This window comes from Chryseobacterium angstadtii (assembly GCF_001045465.1).
Classification (GTDB): domain Bacteria; phylum Bacteroidota; class Bacteroidia; order Flavobacteriales; family Weeksellaceae; genus Chryseobacterium; species Chryseobacterium angstadtii.
Genome location: NZ_LFND01000001.1, coordinates 452,379 through 477,063 on the forward strand (window position 1 = coordinate 452,379; position 24,685 = coordinate 477,063).

25 protein-coding genes are annotated in these 24,685 nt (G+C 37.8%); 13 read left to right on the forward strand and 12 right to left on the reverse strand.

The window, feature by feature from the left end; translation table 11 throughout:
- Positions 1-126: 126 nt before the first annotated feature.
- The 3 genes from ACM46_RS01980 to ACM46_RS01990 all read left to right on the forward strand — a co-directional run bounded on the left by ACM46_RS01980 (position 127) and on the right by ACM46_RS01990 (position 3,440).
- Entirely contained in the window at positions 127-1,047 is a 921-nt protein-coding gene (locus tag ACM46_RS01980; protein ID WP_048504935.1) for a M28 family peptidase, read from the forward strand.
- Positions 1,048-1,232: 185 nt separating this feature from the next.
- A complete protein-coding gene (locus ACM46_RS01985; protein ID WP_048504936.1) occupies positions 1,233-3,065 on the forward strand; it encodes an ABC transporter ATP-binding protein in 1,833 nt (610 codons plus the stop codon).
- Between the two features lie 27 nt (positions 3,066-3,092).
- The gene (locus ACM46_RS01990) at positions 3,093-3,440 is read left to right on the forward strand and encodes a DUF1801 domain-containing protein (protein ID WP_048504937.1); all 348 of its coding nucleotides are present in this window, start codon (positions 3,093-3,095) and stop codon (positions 3,438-3,440) included.
- 53 nt (positions 3,441-3,493) lie between these two features.
- Here the strand turns inward: ACM46_RS01990 and ACM46_RS01995 are convergent, their stop codons facing one another.
- From ACM46_RS01995 to rsfS, 7 genes are all read right to left on the reverse strand, one after another.
- Positions 3,494-5,293 carry an autotransporter outer membrane beta-barrel domain-containing protein gene (locus ACM46_RS01995; RefSeq protein ID WP_048504938.1) on the reverse strand — a complete coding sequence of 600 codons (1,800 nt, stop codon included), beginning with the start codon at positions 5,291-5,293 and terminating at the stop codon, positions 3,494-3,496.
- A 253-nt stretch (positions 5,294-5,546) separates the two neighbouring features.
- Positions 5,547-6,539, reverse strand: coding sequence for a helix-turn-helix transcriptional regulator (locus ACM46_RS02000; RefSeq protein ID WP_048504939.1), 993 nt, complete (start codon positions 6,537-6,539; stop codon positions 5,547-5,549).
- A 618-nt stretch (positions 6,540-7,157) separates the two neighbouring features.
- A complete protein-coding gene (locus tag ACM46_RS02005; protein ID WP_048504940.1) occupies positions 7,158-7,811 on the reverse strand; it encodes a phosphatidylserine decarboxylase family protein in 654 nt (217 codons plus the stop codon).
- 4 nt (positions 7,812-7,815) lie between these two features.
- Positions 7,816-8,688: a phosphatidate cytidylyltransferase gene (locus tag ACM46_RS02010; protein ID WP_048504941.1), complete on the reverse strand. Its 873-nt coding sequence runs from the start codon at positions 8,686-8,688 to the stop codon at positions 7,816-7,818.
- 24 nt (positions 8,689-8,712) lie between these two features.
- The gene (locus ACM46_RS02015) at positions 8,713-9,294 is read right to left on the reverse strand and encodes an LUD domain-containing protein (RefSeq protein ID WP_048504942.1); all 582 of its coding nucleotides are present in this window, start codon (positions 9,292-9,294) and stop codon (positions 8,713-8,715) included.
- A gap of 134 nt (positions 9,295-9,428) precedes the next feature.
- Positions 9,429-11,447 (reverse strand): ATP-dependent zinc metalloprotease FtsH, encoded by a 2,019-nt coding sequence (ftsH, locus tag ACM46_RS02020; protein WP_048504943.1) that lies wholly within the window; start codon positions 11,445-11,447, stop codon positions 9,429-9,431.
- 16 nt (positions 11,448-11,463) lie between these two features.
- Positions 11,464-11,832 carry a ribosome silencing factor gene (rsfS, locus tag ACM46_RS02025; protein ID WP_048504944.1) on the reverse strand — a complete coding sequence of 123 codons (369 nt, stop codon included), beginning with the start codon at positions 11,830-11,832 and terminating at the stop codon, positions 11,464-11,466.
- An 85-nt stretch (positions 11,833-11,917) separates the two neighbouring features.
- Here rsfS and ACM46_RS02030 point away from each other — a divergent pair, with 85 nt between their 5' ends.
- Complete coding sequence (locus ACM46_RS02030) at positions 11,918-12,634, forward strand: biotin--[acetyl-CoA-carboxylase] ligase (protein ID WP_048504945.1); 717 nt, start codon at positions 11,918-11,920, stop codon at positions 12,632-12,634.
- Here ACM46_RS02030 and ACM46_RS02035 read toward each other — a convergent pair.
- From ACM46_RS02035 to ACM46_RS02050, 4 genes are all read right to left on the reverse strand, one after another.
- A complete protein-coding gene (locus tag ACM46_RS02035; RefSeq protein ID WP_048505564.1) occupies positions 12,628-13,737 on the reverse strand; it encodes an LptF/LptG family permease in 1,110 nt (369 codons plus the stop codon). The genes ACM46_RS02030 and ACM46_RS02035 overlap by 7 nt on opposite strands.
- A 15-nt stretch (positions 13,738-13,752) precedes the next feature.
- Positions 13,753-14,883, reverse strand: a complete 1,131-nt coding sequence (gene tgt, locus ACM46_RS02040; protein ID WP_048504946.1) for a tRNA guanosine(34) transglycosylase Tgt — start codon at positions 14,881-14,883, stop codon at positions 13,753-13,755.
- 71 nt (positions 14,884-14,954) lie between these two features.
- On the reverse strand, positions 14,955-15,323 hold the full coding sequence (locus tag ACM46_RS02045; protein ID WP_048505565.1) for a DUF4296 domain-containing protein: 369 nt from the start codon (positions 15,321-15,323) through the stop codon (positions 14,955-14,957).
- Entirely contained in the window at positions 15,320-16,036 is a 717-nt protein-coding gene (locus ACM46_RS02050; protein WP_048504947.1) for a polyprenol monophosphomannose synthase, read from the reverse strand. Before ACM46_RS02050 ends, ACM46_RS02045 begins: the two co-directional genes overlap by 4 nt.
- 76 nt (positions 16,037-16,112) lie before the next feature.
- Here ACM46_RS02050 and ACM46_RS02055 point away from each other — a divergent pair, with 76 nt between their 5' ends.
- The 5 genes from ACM46_RS02055 to ACM46_RS02075 all read left to right on the forward strand — a co-directional run bounded on the left by ACM46_RS02055 (position 16,113) and on the right by ACM46_RS02075 (position 20,305).
- Positions 16,113-16,781, forward strand: a complete 669-nt coding sequence (locus tag ACM46_RS02055) for a DUF4271 domain-containing protein (protein WP_117614417.1) — start codon at positions 16,113-16,115, stop codon at positions 16,779-16,781.
- Positions 16,782-16,793: 12 nt separating this feature from the next.
- Positions 16,794-17,534, forward strand: coding sequence for a uroporphyrinogen-III synthase (locus tag ACM46_RS02060; RefSeq protein WP_034724052.1), 741 nt, complete (start codon positions 16,794-16,796; stop codon positions 17,532-17,534).
- A gap of 173 nt (positions 17,535-17,707) precedes the next feature.
- Positions 17,708-19,750, forward strand: a complete 2,043-nt coding sequence (locus ACM46_RS02065; protein WP_048504949.1) for a S9 family peptidase — start codon at positions 17,708-17,710, stop codon at positions 19,748-19,750.
- Positions 19,751-19,790: 40 nt separating this feature from the next.
- On the forward strand, positions 19,791-19,958 hold the full coding sequence (locus ACM46_RS23250) for a hypothetical protein (RefSeq protein WP_157859412.1): 168 nt from the start codon (positions 19,791-19,793) through the stop codon (positions 19,956-19,958).
- 8 nt (positions 19,959-19,966) lie between these two features.
- Positions 19,967-20,305, forward strand: coding sequence for a hypothetical protein (locus tag ACM46_RS02075; protein WP_048505566.1), 339 nt, complete (start codon positions 19,967-19,969; stop codon positions 20,303-20,305).
- A gap of 155 nt (positions 20,306-20,460) precedes the next feature.
- On the opposite strand, the gene ACM46_RS02080 is transcribed toward ACM46_RS02075, so the two are convergent.
- Positions 20,461-20,943 (reverse strand): SRPBCC family protein, encoded by a 483-nt coding sequence (locus tag ACM46_RS02080; protein ID WP_048504951.1) that lies wholly within the window; start codon positions 20,941-20,943, stop codon positions 20,461-20,463.
- Positions 20,944-21,145: 202 nt separating this feature from the next.
- On the opposite strand from ACM46_RS02080, the gene ACM46_RS02085 reads away from it, so the two are divergent.
- The 4 genes from ACM46_RS02085 (at position 21,146) to ACM46_RS02100 (ending at position 24,646) form a co-directional block, all read left to right on the forward strand.
- Positions 21,146-22,693, forward strand: a complete 1,548-nt coding sequence (locus ACM46_RS02085) for a sensor histidine kinase (RefSeq protein WP_048504952.1) — start codon at positions 21,146-21,148, stop codon at positions 22,691-22,693.
- Between the two features lie 163 nt (positions 22,694-22,856).
- On the forward strand, positions 22,857-23,543 hold the full coding sequence (locus ACM46_RS02090; protein WP_002982671.1) for a response regulator transcription factor: 687 nt from the start codon (positions 22,857-22,859) through the stop codon (positions 23,541-23,543).
- Positions 23,544-23,622: 79 nt separating this feature from the next.
- Complete coding sequence (locus ACM46_RS02095; protein ID WP_048504953.1) at positions 23,623-24,267, forward strand: hypothetical protein; 645 nt, start codon at positions 23,623-23,625, stop codon at positions 24,265-24,267.
- Positions 24,268-24,310: 43 nt separating this feature from the next.
- Positions 24,311-24,646, forward strand: coding sequence for a hypothetical protein (locus tag ACM46_RS02100; protein ID WP_241485953.1), 336 nt, complete (start codon positions 24,311-24,313; stop codon positions 24,644-24,646).
- Positions 24,647-24,685 lie beyond the last annotated feature (39 nt).

Genomic DNA, 24,685 nt, shown 5'->3' on the forward strand with positions numbered 1-24,685 from the left:
GGCTAGTTATAATTAATCTCTTCAACCTTCTTAATGGTTAAAATATATTCTATCTGATTAATTTTTATACCATTTCATGCAACATTTCCGTTAAGAATACGACTGATCTTATAAATTGTATCATACATGAAAAAACTAACCTACCTTGCCCTGTCGTTCTTCTCACTGAGTACGTTTGCGCAGGATGTCTCTAAAGAAAGAGTAAAAACAATCCTTTCAACCCTGGCTTCGGATGAAATGAAAGGCCGCGAGATCGGAACTCCGGAAAACGACAAGGCAGCAGAATATATTGCAACGCTTTTTAAGGAAAACAATCTCGAGTACTGTACCGGAAATTCTTATCTGATCCCGTTTGATTATCAAGGAAAGACCGCTTATAATGTATGTGGTATCAAAAAAGGAAAAACGGATAAATACCTGGGCTTTTCGGGACATTTCGATCATATCGGGACAAGTGATAAAACGGGAGACAATATTTACAACGGCGCAGATGATGATGCGAGCGGAATTACCACTCTGGCTGGTATTGCCGATTATTTCAAAAACAAAAAACCTGAATTCTCGATGGTCTTTATGGCTTTCAACGGTGAAGAAAAGGGAATGCTGGGCTCAAAAGCTATTTCTACAGATTCCAATTTAGATAAAATATACAATAATATGACGGCCCTTTTCAATTTTGAAATGGTGGCCACAGAATCTCAGTTCGGGAAAAATGCTTTGTTTATGACGGGAGATGAGTTTTCGGATTTTGATGAACTTTTTAATAAATATGCAGCCAACGGCCTGAAAGTAAACCCGGATCCTTATGCCGCACAAAAATTATTCTACAGATCGGATAATGTAAGTTTTGTAAAAAAGAAGATCATTGCTCACTCATTTTCTACAGTTGATATGACGAAAGCGTCCCATTATCACAATGAAAATGATGATGTAAACGTAGTGGATTTTGATAATTTAACAACCATCATCAACAACGTTGGAAAAACATTAGACAAACTGAGCCCTAAAAATTTTACTCCGAAATATAATGACAAGGTAAAATTCTAACCGACAATAACAGAAACCGCTGAAATGGCGGTTTTTTCATATCCTATATTTCTGTGAAAAGCCAAAATTAAACAAGCGTTTGTAACAAAATAGGTACAGATGAAACATATTAATTAAAGTAAAAGAGGATTAAGAACGTCTTTTCCTTTAATTTTACGTAATTTTGCTATCCAATTTTTCATTGAATGAAACCATTACAAAGAATACTTTATTTCGCGAAACCCCATCAAAAATACCTTTTCGGAAGTATGTTTTTCAATATTCTGTACTCCTTACTGAATATTCTATCTGTGGGAACAATGCTTCCTATTTTAGGATTGATGTTCGGTACTATTGAAAAACAGGCAAAGGAACCGGTATGGAGCGGTGCTTTCGGTGACTATTTTAATTATATAAAGGATAAAGCGTACTATTTTGTGCAGATTCAGATAGACCAGCATGGTGCTGTGTATGTGCTTGCCGTTCTTTGTGCCATTACCGGAGTTTCATTTTTATTAAGAAATATTTTCAGATACATAGGGTCTTTCCTTTTAGTGAATTACCGTGTAGGGATTACCAGGGATCTTCGTACCGCGATGTACAATAAATTTCTTCAGCTTCCGGTTTCATTCTTTACAGAACAGAGAAAGGGAGATATGATGTCCAGAATTTCTAATGATATTGGTGGTGTAGAAGGAGGAATTATGGGTGTATTGGTGGATATTATCAATGCTCCGTTCATGATTATTTCTTCACTGATTGCTTTATTCTTACTTTCTCCTCAGCTTACCCTTTTCTCATTGCTTGTTTTCCCTATTATGGGCTGGTTGATTTCATGGACTGGAAAAAGTTTAAAGAAACAGGCGCATTATGCTCAGGCTGAACTTGGAAATCTTTTTTCACTGGTAGACGAGACATTAAAATCTTCAAAAGTGATCAAGATCTTCAATGCAGATAAAATCCTTAAAAACAGATTCAACGAAACTACAAACAACTGGCAGAATTTCGCAATCGATATGAGCCGAAGAAGAGAGTTAGCCTCTCCTATGAGCGAATTCCTGGGTTCTATTACCATCCTGATTATTACATGGTATGCGGGAACACAAATTTTAGAGGAGCAGACGATGAAACCTCAGGCGTTCCTGGTTTTCATCGGAATGTTTTTCCAGATCCTGGACCCGGCGAAAAAACTTTCCAGCGCGATTTCTTCTATTCAGGGAGGTATGGCCAGTTTAGAAAGAGTAGCTGAAGTTCTTGATTATGATTTAAAAGTAGAAGAAATTGCAGAACCTGTTTCTATCTCAACCCTTAGTAACCAGATTGAATTCAAAAATATTGGATTCTACTATGATAAAGACAACGTAATCCTTAAAAATTTCTCGCTGATTATTCCGAAAGGAAAAACAATTGCACTTGTAGGACAAAGTGGAAGCGGAAAAACAACAATAGCCAACCTTCTGGCAAGATTTTATGATGTGAACGAAGGCGAAATTTTAATTGACGGCGTAAACATCAAGCATTTAAAATTAAAAGAATACCGCCAGCTTCTTGGAATGGTAACTCAGGAATCTGTATTATTCAATGATTCTGTGTACAACAATATTCTGATGGGTAAACCTGAAGCCACCAAAGAAGAAGTTGTGGAAGCGGCAAAAATCGCTAACGCCGATTCTTTCATTTCCAACCTTCCTGAAGGATACAACTCCAATATTGGTGACGACGGTAATAAACTTTCAGGAGGCCAAAAACAGAGGGTTTCTATTGCCAGAGCAGTATTGAAAAACCCTCCGGTAATGATCCTTGACGAAGCTACTTCAGCACTGGATACGGAATCTGAAAGATTTGTTCAGGATGCTTTGGATAAAATGATGGAAAACAGAACTTCTCTGGTCATTGCCCACAGACTTTCCACCATTCAGAAAGCAGACTGGATTGTAGTAATGGAAAAAGGAATCGTTGTAGAACAGGGAACACACCACGATCTTATCTCCAAGAAAGGCATGTACCACAAACTGGTGGAACTTCAAAATTTTGACTAATCGTTTATTGAATTAAACCTCATTTAAATGAATCCTATACAAGAGTACTTCTACAGAATCGATGAGCCTGAAAGAAGTACTCTTTTGTTTTTACGGAAGATGATTCTGGAATCTGATCCGGAACATATTACTGAAACACTAAGCTTCGGACTTCCTTTCTTTAAGTACAAAAAGAAAATGCTGTGCTATTTTTACTACAGCAAAAAATACAAGCAGCATTACGTAAGTTTTTATCATGGAGACCGCCTTGATCATCCTCTTTTGATTCAGGACGGCAGAAAAAAGTTTAAAATACTTCTTATCGACATGGAAGAAGATTTACCTGTAGAAACTATTTTAAGCCTTACAAAAGAAGTTAAACAGTATATAAAATAAAAGCTTCGGCATGGTTTCACCATGCCGAAGCCCCATTTAAGAATTTCTCTTCATTACTGGGTATTAATTCCGCTGAATTCCGCCTGTTTAACGGCCCAGGCAATCATATTGGCAAATAATATAGAGTTTTGCACCTGCATACCACCTGCCGAATAGCCGTTTCCTGCAGATCCGTAGGTTGCTTTCTGAACAGGGAAATATCCACCTGAACTCGGCGCAACGAAAGGTTCAATGGTATTGCTTGAATAAGGATTTCCGTTAGCATTTTCATTACTTAAAAAACCACCATCCCCAAACCATACAAAGTTCAGACTGCTGTTTCTCAGTCCGGAAATGCCGGTTCTTGCTGTAGTACTGTTAATCGGTTGTGCATAGCTGTAAGGAATAAATCCGCTGGTAAGGCCTGATATATTGATGGTGGTAGAAGCATCTTCGCCCCAGTTCTTTCCTCTTACATCACCGAAAGGGCCATTCAATATAGGATCATCTGTATTGGAAAGTGCATATACCGATCCTGCCCCTGATCCATTGCTTGTCGAAATGGTAGGATCTGAAAAAATAGCTCTGAATAAATTCTGTGCCGTTCCTGTGTCATCGGTAAGCGCAATCACAATTCCTTTCCTATTAAGATAAGAGGCGAGATAACCTGCATCTGTAGCATTCGGTGTATAGCTGTATCCAATGATGACAATATCCGGTTTGGCGTTCAGAGCGGTCTGAAGCGCTGCGGAAGACGGTGAGTTTCCAAGAGAGGTATGGGTAAAACCTTCATATTTTACAATACTGGACGCTGTAGTTCCGAAATTGGTAGGAGAATCCATAAGACTTCTGGAAGGTCCTGTAAAAGCGCTGTATCCGTAAGCGGTTTCCAGACCTATATGAAGCACTGTTTTTTTAGGAATCACTACAATGATATTCACATTACATGTTGTAGGAACACCGCCCTGACTGTCTGAGGTAATGGTAATGGTCTTCACCGCTGTAGAAGAGGGTGTTCCGGTACCGTTCAGAGTTATATTTTGATTTCCTGTCGATGTAAATGTACCTGAACCTCTGAATGAAATCCCATCTACGGTATTTGTGGTAATGGTATAGCTTCCCAATGATGCAACATTAACGGGTAATGTAATGGTATTAGAAGAATTAAGGGCTGTCCCTACTTTATAAACACCATTCGCTATAGCGCTACCACAACTCATGGTATAACTTCCTGCTGGGCTCAGAACATTGACAGAGACCGCAGGTGTACAGGTCACAGCATTTCCGTTAGCAGATAACGACACATCATCAGTCTGAACATTCTGAGGAGTACCCTGTCCGGTAACCTGAATAGTCTGTGTACCTGTATTCAGAAATGTTCCGGTTCCGTAAAAGTTATATCCGTTTATTGTGGTTCCCGAAATAGTGTAGTTTCCTATTTTCGTGACATTAACAGAAATATCCAGGTAATTTGAAGTAGTCAGGTCTCTTCCCTTCACATAGGTTCCCATAGCTTTGGTGTTGGAACAATCGACTGTGAAAACAGCTTTTCCCAACTGCCCGCAGACACTTTTCCATTCATTATCGGCAAGACTCCAGTAATTAAGGCAGTCTTCTGTAATGTTATAAATGGTAAGACCATCATCCTGCGGCCGGTTAATCACAATTGCATTTCTCTGGGTTTCTGTAAGCCTGGGAATAAGTATCCCTTTATTGTTGCTTCCGGAGACCACATCCAGCACTGAATTTACATTAGGTGAAGAAGTATTGATCCCTACTGAACCGTTCTGAATTTGTGAATAGAACTGTCCAAAAACCAAAAGCATCGCAAGAAGCAAAGCCTTGACTTTTGCTGTTGTAGAATTTGTTTTCATCGTTTCGAAATAATTAGGTTTGGTTATGTTTTAAATTGACTTTCTAGTCCACGCAAAAATATCATCCGAAAAGACACTTCAAATAAAAACTGTCTACGCAATTCTACGCGTGAGTAATAAAACTCACAATCAGTCAACGATTTAAAAATAAACACTCAGAAAAGGAAGAAAACAGGTGTGCGTTTAGAATTCTTTTAAAGATCTAAAACCCCAAATTGAAAAACAGAGGAAAAGGCTATAGTTTATAAACCAACTATATTTTAAGAATAAAGCTGTTGATATTCATTTCGGAAGGGATATTCAGTTTTTTCCTGATCCTGTATTTTTTACTTTCCACAGCCCGGATACTGCTGTTTGTACATTGTGCAATTTTTTTCGTATCAAAATCAATTTTCATCAGTGCACAGAAATACAGTTCCGAATGAATAAGATTGGGGTTAATGGCCAAAATCTCAGGAATAAAATGTGGAAAAAACACCTGAAATTTATCGTAGAAAAATGGTGAGTTGCTTTCAGCAAGCTGATAAATTTCTCTGATATTTTCTTCCGTAAGATGATTGATCAGCATCTGCTGTTTCAGGAGCCCGGTATTGGTTTTTTGCAGATCTTCTATTGTAGAATTTTTAATTCTTGTATCTTCAATGAGCCCGTAAATCAGGTCATCTTTTTGGGTAATAAAAGAAATATCCATCACAAACGAAGCAACAGAAAACAAAATATTAAGCAGTTTAACCGTTTTGAAATCTCCAGCTTCAAAAAACCTGCTTTTAGGAAGAAAATCGAAATCAAAATACAGACAGGCAATAAAATTTATACTGATCACAAAAGCAATGGCCAGAATCAGTAGCGGCTCTTCTTTATAACTGAAAAAGAACGGAATAACAAATAAGAGAGAAAAATAGAAATACTCTACCCCTGCATTTTTGAACGTATAAATATGAAAGAAACTGACTATAAAAATCAGCAGGATAAAAACAAAAATAATACCTCCCTTCAGAATTTTACGGTAATGGCTCGTCTTACCTTTGATGGTCATTAAAAAAAACCAGAAAAGTGTAATGATCGTCAGAAATGTAGAGATCAGGGCATCTCCAAAAAAAATCACAATAAATACAGAATAAAACAAGAACAACAAAAAAAGAAAAACCAGGTATTTATTGATGAGATTCAGATAATTACGCTCGTATTCATCATCCACATTTTCAGGTTCTTCACTGATTATTCTGAAGAAAAATTTAAAAATCATCTTATTTGTTTTTATGTTTTTTAATAGTGCCCAGATTGCTTTCGGTACAAATTAAATAATTTCAAATCATATCAATGCTCAATAAAGCATAACAGAGAATTTACAGAACATCTGAATCTGTTGCCGTTTATATTCAATGAAAATAGAGAAAAAGTATGTTTTTTTTAAGCTAAATGGGACTTAATAACTTCGTATAATTTTGAGCATATATACGTAAAAAAACGATATGCTGATCATCACAATTGGCTAACAAATTAAAAACTGTTATGCATTAAGCAGAATTCACTGAAAAATCTCACTCAATATTCCAAACTGTCAGAGACAAAAATACGGGCCCGGGTTAATATGTGCTACAAAAAGCCTACTCAAGAGCTCTCGTGAGTGTAAAAACTCAGGAGCTTTAGAAGTGAAGCCCGGAAATTGTTCTCAAACTTATTTCGGGTTAAGAAAGTTAATATGATGCGGTCCAACCTAAGATTGGTAGCTCCTGTTCTTTTTACTATCCATGTCAAGGTTTAAAACCTTGACATGGATTCTTTTCTGTCTTTCGGAAGTTAGTCAAAACAAAAAAGGAGAAAACTTAATTTCTCCTTTCTTTTGTATGGTAATAGTATGCTTTTAATTTTTCAGTTTGGCAATCACATCCAGCCCTCCTTTCGTAATATCTCCGATCTTACAGATGATCTCCGTATCCAAAGGCAGGAACACGTCCATTCTCGAGCCGAATTTAATAAAACCGAACTCATGTCCGGCCTTTGCCTGATCGCCCTCATTACAGTAGAAAACAATCCTTCTGGCCACATATCCGGCAATCTGTCTGAATACGACCTGGTGATTCGTAGCCGTTTCTACAGCTACCGTGGTTCTTTCGTTCTCTGTAGACGACTTCTCATGCCATGCCACAAGATATTTTCCCGGATGGTATTTTTTGTAGGTCACCTTTCCAGAAGCCGGATATCTGCAGATATGAACATTCAGTGGAGACATAAAGATAGAAACCTGAATGGCTTTTCCTTTCAGAAATTCTGTTTCTTCCACTTCCTTGATCATCACCACTTTTCCGTCTACCGGTGCAATCACATTTTCTATGTGCTCCAGAATATTACGTTCAGGAACTCTGAAAAACCAGAATACTAAACTGTAAATAATTAATATCGGCATAATGATCAGTAACGACCACATTTTAAGAAAATAGATAGCCAGCACACTGATGATGATAAACAGTATTGTTGCTACGGTAATCGTTCCTTTTGACTCCTTATGTAGTTTCATGAGATTAAATAAATTTTTCTAAAATAAAGTACAAATATACGACAGGAACGCAAATTAAAAAACTATCCAGTCTGTCTAGCACTCCTCCATGCCCCGGAATGATGTTTCCACTGTCTTTTACCCCGAAATTTCTTTTAAGCTGGCTTTCCACAAGATCCCCAAGCGGAGCAAATGCAGCCACCAGGAAACCTACCACCATCCAGTTCCCGCGAAGTTCCGGCTGATTATGCTCAATAAAGTAGGATAAAACCAGGGTTAAGACCACTCCTCCTGCATATCCTTCCCAGGTTTTCTTTGGAGAGATTTTCGGGGCCATTTTATGTTTTCCGAAAAATTTTCCGGTAAGATAAGCAAAGGTATCACTGCTCCAAATCAGAATAAACAGGAAAAGGACCTCCAGAGAGAATGTTCCTTCAAAACTGGAAAATTTAGGCAGACCAAGCGCAAAGCTGAAAGGAAGTGCCACATAAATGACCGTGAAAATCAGCTTTCCACTGTCGTAATATAATTCATTGGGATATTTGAATAAAGTCACAACCGCAATCACGATAAGGGCAATCGCCAGTATTTCGTTCAGTCTGAAATCGAAAAAGAAATCGTGGTTAAAATATCTTTTGGAAAAAACGTAGTAAATGAAAATCACCAACGGAAGTACGATCCATTTTTCATAACCTTTACCGAATTTCATGATCTTGATGCATTCCCACGTACCTACCAGCAGTAAAAGACTGATCAGTCCGTGATACAGATATTCCTGCCTGATAAGGTCCGGATGGATCTTGTTAATCAGCTGAGCGCCGAGTGGCGTTGTGCAAAGAATGATAACGGCAACGTAAACAAGTCCGGAAATGGTTCTTTGAATAAGGTTTTTGTCCAAGATGTAAAATTTATAAGTTGATGCTTAATCTTCAAGCAGCAATAAAAACAGTTTTGTATTTGTATTGGAGGAAGTATCTAAACTTGACTGGCCTCCACTGATGGAAGTCAGGTTTTTGATATTACCGTTTCTTTTTATTTTTCCCATGGCGTCATTAAGGTTGTTCACAATCTGTGAAACATTGGCCATGATAATGATTTTACCCGGAAGTCTTGAAGAATGGTAATGCAGGATATTATTGTGCGAAAGCATGATTCTTCCGTCGTAGGCAATAAGATATTCGCAGGTGATAAAGGCAGCATCGTTGGAATGTTCCATATCTGAAGTGTATGGCATTTTCACGACGTTCAAAAAGTTCTGAAGCTCTTTGTCCCAGCAGAAAACGTTATTAATTCCTTCAATTTTGACAATCTGATTCAAAGTCTGTAGAGCTTCCGCTTCATCTGCACAATAATTAAAAAATCCCCCCGAATGCGTAAACAATTGCGCAAACTTATAGTCAAGATCCGCATTTTTCAGCGAATCCCCGAGCTTCTCCAGACTCTGTTTTTCCTCTTCCTCAGGCTGGTTGGTAAGTTTGCTTACAATCCTCTTGAATAAATTCAACTTAATCTATTTTTAGTCAACTTTATACAAAAATAGAAAATAATTACAATAGATTCTAAAAATGTGACTTTAAATATGAAAAAACCTGACAATTCTAAGACTGTCAGGTTTTATATATTCTATTTTAAAGAGTTTTAAAGTTGTGTTGGGCTCTCCGGAGCCTGTATCTCACTTTCCTGTTCTTTCTCTTTAATTTCAGGCATTTGAGGCGCCTCAATATCAGTTTTAGGAATGGTATTCGTAACCGGCTTTTCTGTCAGTTCAGGATCCCAGGCTCTTTTTCCGAAAATATCTTCAAGATCTTCACGGAAGATCACTTCTTTTTCCAGAAGTTTGTTCGCAAGGGCATCCAGTTTATCCTTATTTTCATCCAGAATTCTTACTGCTCTTTCATACTGATTTTCGATAATGGATTTGATCTCTGCATCAATTTTCGTAGCCGTTTCCTCAGAATACGGTTTCCCGAAAGAATATTCAGACTGGCCTGAGCTGTCATAGTAAGAGATGTTTCCGATATTCGGGCTCAAACCATAGATGGTTACCATTGCCTGAGCTCTTTTCGTTACCGTTTCAAGATCAGAAAGTGCTCCGGTTGAAATATTATTGAAAATCACCTGTTCTGCAGCTCTTCCTCCTAAAGTAGCACACATTTCATCAAGCATTTGCTCGGTGGTTGTAAGCTGTCTTTCTTCCGGAAGATACCATGCTGCTCCCAATGAACGTCCTCTAGGAACAATTGTTACTTTCAACAGTGGAGAAGCGTGTTCTACTAACCATGAGATGGTAGCATGTCCTGCTTCGTGGTAAGCCACTCTTCTCTTTTCAGAAGGTTTGATGGCCATATTTTTCTTTTCAAGACCTCCGATGATTCTGTCTACCGCATCAAGGAAATCCTGTTTTGTTACGGAAGTATGGCTGTTTCTGGCTGCAATCAGTGCGGCTTCGTTACATACATTCGCAATATCTGCTCCGCTGAAACCAGGAGTTTGTTTGGCAAGGAAATCTCGGTCAACATTGTCATCCAGTTTGATTTTCTTCAAATGAACATCAAAAATATCTCTTCTTTCGTGTAATTCCGGAAGGTCTACATAGATTGAACGGTCGAAACGTCCGGCTCTCATAAGGGCTTTATCTAAGATATCCGCTCTGTTGGTCGCTGCCATTACAATAACGTTCACATCTGTTCCGAAACCATCCATTTCCGTAAGAAGCTGGTTCAGGGTATTTTCTCTTTCATCGTTTCCGCCTGAGAAATTATTCTTTCCTCTTGCACGTCCGATGGCATCAATCTCATCAATGAAAATAATAGCCGGAGATTTCGCTTTTGCCTGAGCAAAAAGGTCTCTCACTCTTGAAGCTCCTACTCCAACGAACATTTCCACAAAGTCTGAACCTGAAAGTGAGAAGAACGGTACTTTGGCTTCACCTGCAACAGCTTTTGCCAATAGGGTTTTACCTGTTCCCGGAGGGCCTACCAAAAGAACCCCTTTAGGAATCTTACCTCCCAGTTTGGTATATTTTTCAGAGTTTTTAAGGAAATCTACCACTTCCTGTACTTCTTCTTTGGCACCTTCCAGACCTGCAACATCTTTAAATGTTACCTGAATTCTTTCTTTTTCGTCAAAAAGCTTAGCTTTTGATTTTCCGATAGAGAAGATCTGTCCTCCAGGGCCTCCGCCACCGCCCATCTTTCTGAAAAGAAGGAAATAGAAAAGTCCTAAGATGGCAATCCATATCAATGCTGAAACCAGGATATCCATGAACGGGTTTTTACCTGCTCCGTAATCTTTGGTAGTTTTGATATTGGCATTAGCCGCTTTGATCTGATCGAATTTCTGAAGGAAAAGCTGAAGGTCTCCGTATTTCACAGAAAAATCTGCTTTTGGAGCCATATCGAACGCAGAAAGCGGGTTGTTTTGGTTGGCTGTTTTGCTAACCATCGCTGTCTTTGCTGCTTTTGTTAAGAATACATCAGCTTTCTCTGTGTCTTTGTATATGATAACGTTTTGGACCTTTCCTGCCTGCATTTCTCTAAAGAAAGCATCCTCATCAATAGATTTTGCACTGTCGCCTCCTAAAAAATTGGAACCGAAAAATAGCAAAAGAGCTATGATTGCAATTGGAAAAAACCAGTTGAATCCTTTATTGTTCATTTATACTTTTTAAAATTTAAAATTCATATTCTATTTTGGTAATGGCTGCATCTCCCCAAAGTTCCTCAATGTCATAGTATTCACGTACTTCTTTCTGGAAAATATGCACTACCACAGTTACATAATCTACCAAAACCCAAATTGAGTTTTCGGTACCCTCTACATGCCAAGGTCTATCTTTAAGATCGTTTCTTACTTTTTTCTCAACACTTCCTGCCAATGCAGAAACCTGCGTATTGGAGTTTCCGCTACAAATTATAAAAGTTTCCGCTACAGAATTTTCAATTTTCGAAAGATCGAAAATCATAATATCTTCACCCTTTACGTCCTGGATGGCTTCAACAATTTTATCTATTAGTGCCTGCTTTTCTGCTGTTTTATTCATTAAAATATCTATAATCTGCAAATTTATTGTTTTTCTTTTACTTTAGCCTTATTTTTAGCCTTTTAAAGTCTTAAAGTTTTCTTAAATGGATCAATTATTTTACTTAAAAGAGTGCTCTTCTACTAATGACGAAGTTTCGAAGTTTTTACTTTATGAACATTCAGATTTTATAGGAGTCACTACATTCAATCAAACCAAAGGACGCGGGCAATACGGAAATACATGGGCAGCAGCGGCCGAAAAAAATGTTGCGTACACGCTGGCTGTCAAAACTCAAGGCTTTCTGATCTCAGATTTTATATTCAATTACTATACCGCAGTGATCATTCGTGATTTCCTTGCCAATTTGACTGATCATGATGTAAAAATAAAGTGGCCCAATGATATGATTCTTAAAAATAAAAAAATCGTTGGAATTTTAATTGAAAAGAAAAAAATTAATCAAAATAATTATTTCATCATAGGTGCAGGCTTCAATGTCCTTCAGGATACATTTGACGAAATATCGCATGCAGGCTCTCTTCTGACGCTTACCGGGAAGGTTTTCGATTTAAATGATTTTGTATTCAGTCTCCATGAATATCTGTCGGAAAAGTTGAAAAATATTCCTTCTGAACAGGAAATTATTACCCAATTCAATCTGAATTTATTCCGGAAGGATGAAATATCTGTCTTCGAAATTGGAAAAGAAAGACAAAATGGCATTATCCGGAATGCAGATGAAAAAGGAGAGCTGTGGATCGAGCTTGAAAAAGACGGTTTACGATCTTTCTATCACAAGGAGATAAAACTCCTTTACTGATTGGCTCTTTTCAGATAAAGATACAGGGTAAGCGGAAAGAATACCATGTTAGGAAGCCACATGGCTACCGCAGGCGAAAGACTTTTGTTCTCTGATACCACTTTTAATGCTTCAAAAGAGAAAACGAAGAGAAATGCCAGTGAAATCCCTATAGCCAGATTCACCCCAAGACCCCCTCTTTTCTTCTGAGAAGCCAAAGACAGCGCCAGGAACGTAAGGATAATAATAGCAACCGGCATTGCGGTTCTCTGATGAAGTTCATTAAGATAAGAATTCAGGTTGCTGTTCCCTCTTTCTTTTTCTCTGTCAATGAATTTGATGAGTTCCGGAGTGGTTTTATTCTGACCGAGAAGTTCGTTCGGAAAAAGTTCTTCCGGGGAATGCCCGTAATTTTTTCTCAACTCAACCCCGTTTCCGAGTTTCTCAGTATTGTCTTTGTTAATGGTTTTCTCCAGGTAATTGGTAAGAACAAATTGCTTTTTGGCTTTGTCCCAGTACACTTCAGATGCCTTGAGTTCATAGGTCATCTTTCTGTTTTTATCGTATTTCTGATACACAAAACCTGAACCTCTTGTTTCTCTTTTATTCCAGGAATTCACGAAAATATATTCCGTTTTGGTGAACTGGGCAGATGCAGGACCTGTTCCCAGAATTTTTTCTTTGTTGGCAGCATTATAAGTATACGCTTCCAGTTCATTTTTCTTGATATTGGCCCACGGAAGCACCATATGGTTCACCGTAAGCGATATCATGGCAATGAGGATGGAAGTATACAGATAAGGTTTTGCAAAGCGGTGAAAACTTGCTCCACTGCTTATTACGGCAACAATCTCCGTATTATTCGCCATTCGGGATGTGAAATAAATCACCGAAATAAATACCAGAATAGCCAGAAAGGTTACCACAAGATTGATAATCCAGAACGGATAAAAATGAATCAGAAAGTATACAAGATCAAGTTTGGGATCCAGTGCTTTGGCATTTTCTATCCTCGGGATTTTCTGCTGTACATCTATCACGAGCACCACTATAGACAGCAATATCAGCATGAAACTGAATGTTCCAAGGTATTTTTTGATGATATATCTGTCTATAATCTTGATCATGATGTCTTTATTTTAAAGTCTTTGTCTCAGAACGGGCACTACAGATTTTTTCCACTCGTAGAAATCACCTGCTACAATGTGTTCTCTTGCCACTTTTACAAGGTCCAGATAAAACGCAAGGTTATGAACCGAAGCAATCTGTTTGGCCAGATATTCTTTAGATACAAATAAGTGGCGTAAATAAGCCTTAGAATATTCTTTATCAACGAAACTTGTCCCAAATTCATCAAGAGGAGAAAAGTCGTTCTTCCATTTTTCATTTTTAAGATTCATCACACCCTGCCATGTGAAAAGCATTGCATTTCTTGCATTTCTGGTAGGCATTACACAATCCATCATATCAATACCTAAACCGATAGATTCAAGGATATTCCAGGGAGTTCCCACGCCCATCAGATATCTTGGTTTCTCTTTTGGAAGAATATCGGTTACTTCATCCGTGATTCTGTACATTTCTTCTTCCGGTTCGCCTACAGAAAGTCCGCCGATTGCATTTCCTTCTGCACCTGCTTCAGCAATAACTTCAGCAGAAATTTTTCTGAGATCAGAATACGTAGAACCCTGTACGATTGGGAAAAGTCTTTGTTTGTGTCCGTAGATTTCTTTATTTTCTTCAGTCCAGTCGATACATCTTTTCAGCCATCTGTGCGTAAGTTCCATAGATGTTTTGGCCTGATTGTATTCGCACGGATAAGGGGTACATTCATCAAAAGCCATGAAAATATCCGCTCCGATCTGTCTCTGGATTTCCATCGATTTTTCGGGAGTAAATAAGTGATAACTTCCGTCTATGTGAGATTTGAATTTCACTCCTTCTTCAGACATCTTTCTGCTTTTGGAAAGTGAAAACACCTGAAAACCTCCTGAATCGGTAAGAATCGGAAGATCCCAGTTCATAAATTTATGTAATCCTCCTGCCTGCTCCATAATATCCATGGTAGGACGCAGGTACAGGTGATATGTATTTCCCAGAATAATCTGGGCCTTAATGTCTTCTTTTAATTCTCTCTGATGAACCGTTTTTACACTTGCTACAGTTCCTACAGGCATAAAGATAGGTGTCTGGATCTTCCCGTGGTCCGTGGTGATCTCTCCTGCCCTGGCTTTTCCTTCAGAGGTTTTTTCTATATTAAAAAATTTCATTCGTATATTCTTTTAATTCACCGCTACTAACGTTTCTGTTTTTAAAGACAGAATCCGTTTCCGCATCATATTTATTTTTCTAAAATAGGCGCAGGTAAAGTTCCTTTCAATTTATTCTGAATGTACTTATCCGCTTTCGGATCTTTTTGCAGGATAATTTCCTTCGCTTGATCTGCAATATCCTTCATTTTATCTTTCACCACATAATATTTGAAGCTTTCCACAAAATCTTCAGACTTTACTTTATGGGTTTTAAGAACAAATCTTGTTCCTGCCTCTAAATTTTTATTCTGATATATGATAACCGCCTGATCCGTAATAGCCAGATCAGCAAGGATCTCAGCCATAGCATCAGGCTCGATCAAATTCTTGGGTTTGTCTATATAGTCGCCGCATGAGAACATGCACAGCATAACGAAAATGAAGACCAGCTTTTTCATAATCTGTTGATTATTGATTTCCATTTTAAATTTAAAACTCCAAATACAGCTTCATGAATGATTCCTCCATTCATTTTGCTTTCTCCTAAAATTCTGTTGGTAAATATAATAGGAACTTCCACAATTCTGAAACCTTTTTTAAAAGCACGGAATTTCATTTCGATCTGAAAACCGTATCCTTTAAGCTTTACATTATTCAGCCCGATCTCTTCGAGAACTTTTCTTGAAAAGCAGACAAAACCTGCTGTAGTATCATGAATCGGAAGGCCTAAAATAAACCGTACATATTTGGAAGCAAAATAAGAAAGAAGAACTCTCCCCATAGGCCAGTTCACTACATTTACTCCTTTTGAATAACGCGATCCTATGGCCATATCTGCATTCAGGCAGGCTTCAAAAAGTTTGGGAAGATCACTTGGATTGTGCGAAAAATCGGCATCCATTTCAAAAATGTAGTCGTATTTATTTTCGATAGCCCATTGAAAACCATGAATATATGCTTTTCCCAACCCGTCTTTTACATGCCTTACCGACAGATGCAGATAATGCGGAAATCTTTTTTGCAGCTCCCTTACAATCTCTGCCGTTCCATCCGGAGAAGAATCATCCACCACCAAAATATGAAAGTCATCCTCCAATGCAAAAACCGCGGAAATAATATTTTCAATATTTTCCTTTTCGTTATATGTAGGGATAATGACGAGTTTTTTCATTTCAGTTTGCAAAGATAGTTTATTTAACCTTTTTATTTTATACAAAATAATCTATAATTTTGCAAAAAACATTCCTTTGCTGTTATCACAAAATTTCATCAACCATGTAAGAATACCTGAGAACAATGACTGGGTAATCTTTATATTAATAGGCTGCATATTCCTGTATGTTTTCATGATGAATGTCATAGAAAGAGATGCCAGCCTGAAAGATTTTCTTCTTCAGAAATATTTTGACGCAAGCAACAACCTGCCAAGCTGGATGATCACCTCGTGTGTGACAGCTCTTACGCTTTCTGTTTTGCTTTCGCAGTACATCCCTATTGTCCCGAAATATATTGCCGATCTCCAGCTTATGGGGTATCAGCTCAATAAATTCGGATATACTTTACTAGCTGTGGTATTTTTTTATGCCTCAAAATCTACATTAGGCTTTTTATTTTATCAAAGTATAGGTGACGGCAGAAAATGGACTGTTTTTTACTTCACCTCCACCAAATTTTACTTTATTCTATCATTTTTGCTGATAATTTTGTGTGTAACCCACTACTATTTCCCTGTAGACAGAAATAAAATATTTTTCTATTATTTCTGCTTCTTCGCATTTGTCGTGGTTTTCAAGATTTTCTTCTATTTGTTTCACAAAAACAACATACTTCCCGAAAAATGGTATTATAAATTTTTGTATATTTGCACCCTCCAAATCGCGCCTTTATTGCTGCTTTGGAAGTTGTTATTTTTTTAATAAAAGTCAATGATGAGAATAAAGTCTATATTGGTTTCTCAACCAGCGCCTAGTGAGTCTTCTCCATACCTGGATATAGCAAAGAAGGAAAAAATAAAGATTGATTTCCGCCCTTTCATCCACGTCGAAGGAGTTGACAACAAAGAACTCAGAACACAGAAGATAGATCTGACGCAGTTTACTGGAATTATTTTCACCAGCAAAAATGCGATAGATCATTACTTCAGACTTGCCGAAGAACTGCGTTTTGCCGTTCCGGATACGATGAGATACATCTGCCAGTCTGAGGCGATTGCCAACTATCTTCAGAAACATATTGTTTATAGAAAGAGAAAGATCAGCTTTGGGGAGAAAAACTTCTCAGACCTTCTGCCTCTGTTTAAAAAATTTCCGACTGAAAAATACCTTCTTCCGTCTTCAGACGTACTGAGCCCGGATATCGTAAAAACGATGGAAACTGCTAATGTAGACTGGACGAGAGCCATCATGTACAGAACGGTATGCAGCGATCTTACGGACATCAATGCCAAGGATTATGATATGCTGATCTTTTTCAGCCCGCAGGGAATCAAATCTCTTCAGCAGAATTTCCCGGACTTTAAGCAGGAAGAAACCAAAATTGGTGTTTTCGGAAATACCACTTTGGCAGCTGCCGAAGAAGCTGGCCTGAAAGTAGACCTTATGGCGCCTACAAAGGAAACTCCATCTATGACAATGGCACTTGAAAAATATATTAAAGCACTGCATAAATAGTCTTTAATTTTTAAGATAAAAACGGCCGTCTTTTCAATACAGGAAAGATGGCTTTTTTTTAACTAAATTTGAACGAAATTTAATATTGAATGAAATGATGCTTAAAATCATTCTCAAAAATGAGGAAATACATAAGCATCTTTCGTCTCCCAATAAAAACTTAAAATATTCGGATGAAAGCTCCACAGGCAAAAAAAATAGAAAAAATACTAGAAATACACGGCGACAGAAGAACAGACAACTACTTCTGGCTTAATGAAAGAGAAAATCCTGAAGTCATCAAATACCTGGAAGAGGAAAATGCTTATGAAGAGCAGATCATGAAAGATACGGAAGCCTTTCAGGAAGAGCTTTTTGAAGAAATGAAGGCCCGTTACAAAAAAGATGACGAGTCTCTCCCCTATTTTTTCAACGGATACTGGTATATCGTACGTTATGAGGAAGGAAAAGAATATCCTATCTTCTGCAGAAAGCATAAAAGTCTTGACAACGAAGAAGAAATTATTGTTGATGTAAATATTTTAGCAGAAGGTGAAACTTACTTTGAAGTGGGAAGTGTTGCCGTATCTCCCAACAATCAGCTCGTTTCTTTTTCATCGGACAATGTCAGCCGAAGAATTTATACCATCAACTTCAAAAACCTGATAACAGGAGAAATTTTCTCAGATCAGATTCTGAATACAACAGGAAAAGCGGTCTGGGCGAATGACAACGAACACGTTTTCTATATCCGAAAGGATGAAAGTCTGCGTGCTTTTCAGGTATACAGACATAAACTGGGCACAGATGCTTCAGAGGACATCCTGATTTTCCATGAAGAGGATGATACTTTTGACGTGAATGTTTTCAAAACAAAATCAATGGAATATATTTTCATTGCGAGCTCCAGTACAATTTCGGACGAGCACAGATTTATTCCTGCCGACAATGTTGCTGCGGAATGGAAAACTATTCAGCCAAGAATAGATGATCTGGAATATTCGGTAGAACATTATGAAGATGAGTTTTATATCATTACGAATGCAGACGACGCTACCAATTTTAAGATCGTAAAAACGAAGATTGACCACTGCAGTATGGAAAACTGGACAGATGTAATTCCTCACCGCGCCGAAGTTCTGTTGGAAGGATTTGAAATTTTCAGAGATTATCTTGTTCTTGAAGAAAGAGAAGAAGGTCTTCTGCAAATCAAAATTATTGATGAAAAAACTCAGGAGTCTTATTATCTTCCTTTTTCCGATCCTACGTATACCACATATATCGGAATCAATATGGAATTTGATACCGAAGTTCTGCGTTATGGCTACACCTCTCTTACGCAGCCAAGTTCAACGTATGAATATAATATGAAGGAAAAGACCACACAGCTTCTGAAACAACAGGAAGTTCTTGGTGGAAAATTTCATGCTGAAAATTATATTTCGGAAAGAATCTGGGCACCATCCAGAGACGGAGAAACTATGGTTCCTATTTCACTGGTTTACCACAAAGACACTAAAAAATCAGCAGACACTCCATTATTATTATATGGTTATGGAAGCTACGGGCATACGGTAGACGCAAGTTTCTCCAATGTAAGGCTTTCTATCTTAGACAGAGGTTTTATTTATGCCATTGCCCATATCCGGGGTGGAGAATATCTGGGCAGAGAATGGTATGAAGACGGAAAAATGCTGTTTAAGAAAAATACCTTCTTCGATTTCATTGATGCCGGAAAGCATTTGATCAGGGAAAATTATACTTCTTCCAATCACATGTATGCGATGGGTGGAAGTGCCGGCGGACTTCTGGTAGGCGCAGTTGTGAATTACGAACCTGAGCTTTTCAACGGAATTGTAGCACAGGTTCCTTTTGTGGATGTGGTAACGACTATGCTGGACGAAACCATTCCATTGACCACCGGAGAGTATGACGAATGGGGAAATCCTAATGATAAAGAGTATTATCAATATATGAAGGAATATTCTCCTTACGATAATGTGGAGGCGAAAGATTATCCTCATATGCTGATCACCACAGGCTTCCACGATTCTCAGGTACAATACTGGGAACCCGCCAAATGGACCGCAAAACTGAGAGAACTGAAAACTGATAACAACCTTTTACTGTTCAAAACGGATATGAGCTCAGGGCATGGCGGTGCCAGCGGAAGGTTTGAATCTTTGAAAGAAGACGCGCTGGAATATGCGTTTCTTTTAATGATTGACAAAAAATAACTTTAATTTTTTCTTCAACTTTAAAAACAAAATTATGCTGTTGCTAACATTCCTTGCCATAGCCATTATTTATTATCTAATACAAAAGGATAAAATCAGAAAGGCAGAAAAGCGAGAATTTTTTAAAGAAAAGCAAGAAAAAAAACTGCAACAGCTTCTTGAAAAGGCAAGAGAAGAAGATGCAAAAAAAGCTGAAGAAAGTAAATGACAAACATTATGAATGAATCCGAATACTGGAAAAAGATAGAGCAGTTTTTTGAAGACAATTTCGAAACTGAAAAAAATCCCCCGATTGAAACACTCCTGTTTCTGATCGGGCTGCAGGAGCTTGGAAGCGGCCAGCAGAAATATACAAAAGAAGACAAAGTAAATCTGATCCACATTGCAGTATGCAGATTACTGGAACCCTTCGGATACTATAAATTCACCCACTATGAAGACGGATGGCCACAATACGACAGACTGGAAGAACTTCCGGAATTAAGACCCAACGAACAATCTCTTCTGATGAAAAAAGCAATTATACACTATTTTCAGGAAGAAGAACTTATTTGATGTAGTGATGGACTGATGCAATGATTTGTTGATATGATGATGCGATGATTTGCTGATGTGGCACTTTGAAAATATAGGTTTAAAAATTCAATAGAGGCGGGCTTTAGCCCGTCTTTTCTTTAACAAAAATTTCAAAGTGCCACACCATTTTCAAACTAAATCATTTCTTCCAATTGTGAAAGACCCATTTTAAATCCTTCTTCAAAACCCATATCAAGCAGCAGCTTCATCGTTTCCGGAGTCGGAAAGTGAATATTGACTGTTACTTTCGTTCCCTCTTCCACGCCTGTAAATCCAAACAGCCATTTCGATTGTCCGGAATCTGCATTCACATTTCCTTTCTCATCGCAGAAAGAGTCTACTCCATCAAAGCTCCGGTGCTCCATGATTTCTCCATATTGCACTTTTGCGTACATTTTTTCACCTTCAGGGCCTACCATTGCATAATGCCAGACTCCGTCTTCTTTAAAATCCTGACTTACTGTTTCGCATTTCCAGGGTTTTGGAGCCCACCACTGATCCAATAATTCAGATTTTGTAAAATAATCCCACACTTTTGAAACATCAGCATCATAAATCTTCATGACATAGACGCTGTCTGAATCAAAATCTTTGTTAAAAATGATATTAGATTCCATAAGTAATTATTTTTACCAAAGCTACTTATTTTATCAGTTTGCAGGACTTTTCATAGGACAAGTAATTTACAATTCATAAATAATTGTTAAAAAACTCCCTTTTAAGAGAAATTAAACAATTTTTTGGCTCGTTTTTTGTTTATGAAGTCTTAAAATAATTAATTTTAACATTCATTTTTTTCATATATATTAAAATCAAATAATGAATAACAAATTCATCCCAATAATTTCGGTGTTTATGACAATCTCACTGATTGTTTTCGTTACGCTCCAATTTTATTGGCTGAAAGGTTATTATGGTGCTCTGGAGCAGGAATTTTCCAATAAAGTATATTCCGCATTGGAAAATACAGCGAAAAACATTGAAGAAATTGAGGCCGATAAATACCTGAATCAAAACTATAATAATCTAAGAAACAATATTCTTGCCAGCAAAGACAAACCCTCTTTAACGACAATTCAACAGGTTGAAGATTCTGGTACACAGCGGCAGATTGTCTACTCCAAAAATATTATTTCAAAAACACAGCTTCCAATTTCTCCCAAAGGAGATACGGTAAAGCTTACTACTTTGTATACGGATGCAGCGGCTTATAAAGTAAAGAAAGATACGACCAACCGCGAAATTCTTACCACAGAACTTAACAACGATATTGAAAATGGTGATTACGCTGTAAAAGAATTCGTAAAAGTTCTCGGTACCAATCTCCCGATTGCCAAAAGAGTAGATCCCAACATCCTTGATTCTGTGATTGCGAAAGAACTCAAAATAAGGGGGATTACCGCAAAATTCGGGTATGCAGTAATCGACAAAAGCAATAAACTCACCAGCGTCGTCAATAAAGTGTACAAGGAGAAAAAAGACAGCAATACTTACAGCTACCCTCTTTTCACCGATATAAAAGACCGGACTTTATACAGTCTGGCTTTGGTATTTCCGAAAAAGGAATACTCACTGGCCATGAACAACTGGCCGATGCTTTTGGGAACTTTTCTTTCTCTACTGACTATTCTTGGAATCTATATTATCTCCATTAATTATATGATGAGGCAGAAAAAGCTGGCAGAAGTGAAGACAGACTTTATCAATAATATGTCCCACGAGTTTAAAACTCCACTGGCTACCATTTCCGTAGCTACGGACTCGCTGGCCAATGACAAGATTGCGACCAATCCGGATAAGGTAAAATATTATTCGGAGCTCATTAAGCAGGAAAATTTAAGAATGAAGAAGCAGGTAGAAAACGTTCTGAATATGTCTAAGCTTGAAAGAAATGAAGTAGAACTGTTTTTAAAAGAAACCAATGTAAGGGAGCTGATCAAAAAAACAACGGAATCTTTCAATCTTATCGTACAGCAGAGAAATGGTTCTTTGACACAGGAATTCAATGCAACCAATTATACCTTTAAAATAGATGAATTCCATATCTCCAATATGCTTGTGAATCTGCTGGACAACGCCAACAAATATTCCCCCGAAGCACCGGAGATTCATGTAAAAACAAGAAATGAAGGAAATTGGTATGTGATAGAAATTTCCGATAAGGGAATGGGAATGGAGACCCAGAACAAAACAAAAATATTTGAGAAATTCTTCAGGGAAGAAACCGGAAATATTCATAATGTAAAAGGACAGGGACTGGGACTTTCTTATGTGAAGAAAATAGCAGAACTGCACAAAGGACAAATTCTCGTAGACTCACATAAAGACAAAGGAAGTACGTTTACAATAAAATTACCCATGAGCTAAGTTATAAATGATGAATGATAAGTGATGAATGATAAATGATGAGTGATGAGTGATGGGATGTTAAATAAAATTATTGAGTAATAATAAAAACCAACTAAACAAAATATAGGAAGACAGAGTGAGAACGTTCATTCTTAATTTTTAATTATTAATTTTAAAAATCATGAGCAACAGAATATTATTAGTAGAAGACGATCAGAGTTTCGGGGCAGTGCTGAAAGATTATTTGACGATCAATAACTTTGAGGTAACCCTTGCTACAGATGGAGAACAAGGCTTGAAAGAATTTACAGAAAATGAATTTGATATCTGTATTTTTGATGTGATGATGCCTAAAAAAGATGGATTTTCATTAGCCGAAGACGTAAAAAAAATTGATAAAAACACACCTATCATATTCCTTACGGCAAGAAATATGAGAGAAGACATCCTGAAAGGCTACCAATTGGGAGCAGACGACTATATTACAAAGCCGTTTGATACAGAACTTCTTTTATACAAAATCAAAGCAATTCTACAGAGAAGCTCTACTTTGGAAAATGAAGAACAGGAGCAGTTCAAAATCAGCAACATCTTCTTCGACTCTATGCTGAGACAGTTAAAAGTAGGTGATAAAGAGTACAAACTTTCTCCAAAAGAAAACGAATTATTAAAACTTCTTTGCATCCACAGAAATGATTTCATGCCGAGAGATCTGGCTTTAAGAAAAATCTGGAAAAAGGAAAATTACTTTACCGCAAGAAGTATGGACGTATATATTGCCAAGCTTCGTAAGCTGTTGAAAGACGATGAAGGATTGGAAATCATCAACGTTCACGGAGAAGGATTTAGACTTTTAGTTAAAAATTAGTTCTAAATACAGATTATAAATATAAAATTAGCAAAACAATTAAAAATGTTTTGCTAATTTTGTTTCATACCGATAGGATATGAAAAATACAATTTTGGGCGTTATCGCCGTTTCCATCATAAGCGTTTCATGCAATAAAGATGAAAAGCCTACCTACTTAAAAGAAGAAGCTGGTGTTCAGCAGCCCAATATAGCCGTAAATTCAGCCCCAAAAGCCTCTTTAATGGACCAGGCTGGCTTTTCGTCCAAACCGAATCTCACTCCTGTATCTTCACCTTCCGGAGTACTTAATCCTCCCCATGGACAACCCGGTCACAGATGCGACATTCCGGTAGGACAGCCTTTAACCGGAAGCCCGGCACCGGCACAGGCAGCTCCGGGACAGAATATTACGGTAAACCCAAGCAATGCTGTTAAAATTGACCCTAATTCAATGTCTCCCGGAAAAGTAGCGATAGACAACAATGGAAAACAGGTAAAAACAGCGCCAGGTATGAACCCTCCACACGGGCAACCAGGTCACAGATGTGATATTCCGGTAGGACAGCCTTTAAGCAGTAAACCCGCTCCGGCTCCTGCACCTCAACCTGTACAAAATGCGGCACAAAATGTTCCGGGACCTGTAACAGCCGCCCCGCCAACAGGTGAAAAACCAAAACTGAATCCCGCGCACGGAGAGCCGTGGCACAACTGCGCCTTAAAAGTTGGTGATCCTTTGTCATAATTTTTGTACTTTTGCAGAGATGAAGCTGTTTCACCTCCTTACAATGGTATTTTTTCTAGGAATCTTTTTGGTTCCTAAAGACGGCTTCTACTCTCAACCCATGAAGGATACGTGCTGCAAAGCCAAGTCCGAAAAAAGCGACTGCTGCAAAAACCATTCTTCAGAATGCAGCAAAGACCACAAAACAAAATCTTCATGCAATGACGACTGCTGCTCGTCCTGTGCGACATGCTACACCTATATAGAAACTCCGTTTTCAAAAAATTTACACTTCGAACTGTCTTATTATAAAACCAATAAGAATCCTCAGTTCCAATACGTTGCACCTCATTTATCAGACCGTTTAAAAGAAATCTGGCAACCGCCTAAGATAGGTTAATTATCATATACAGAGTTCGTTAAACACTTTAATGGACCG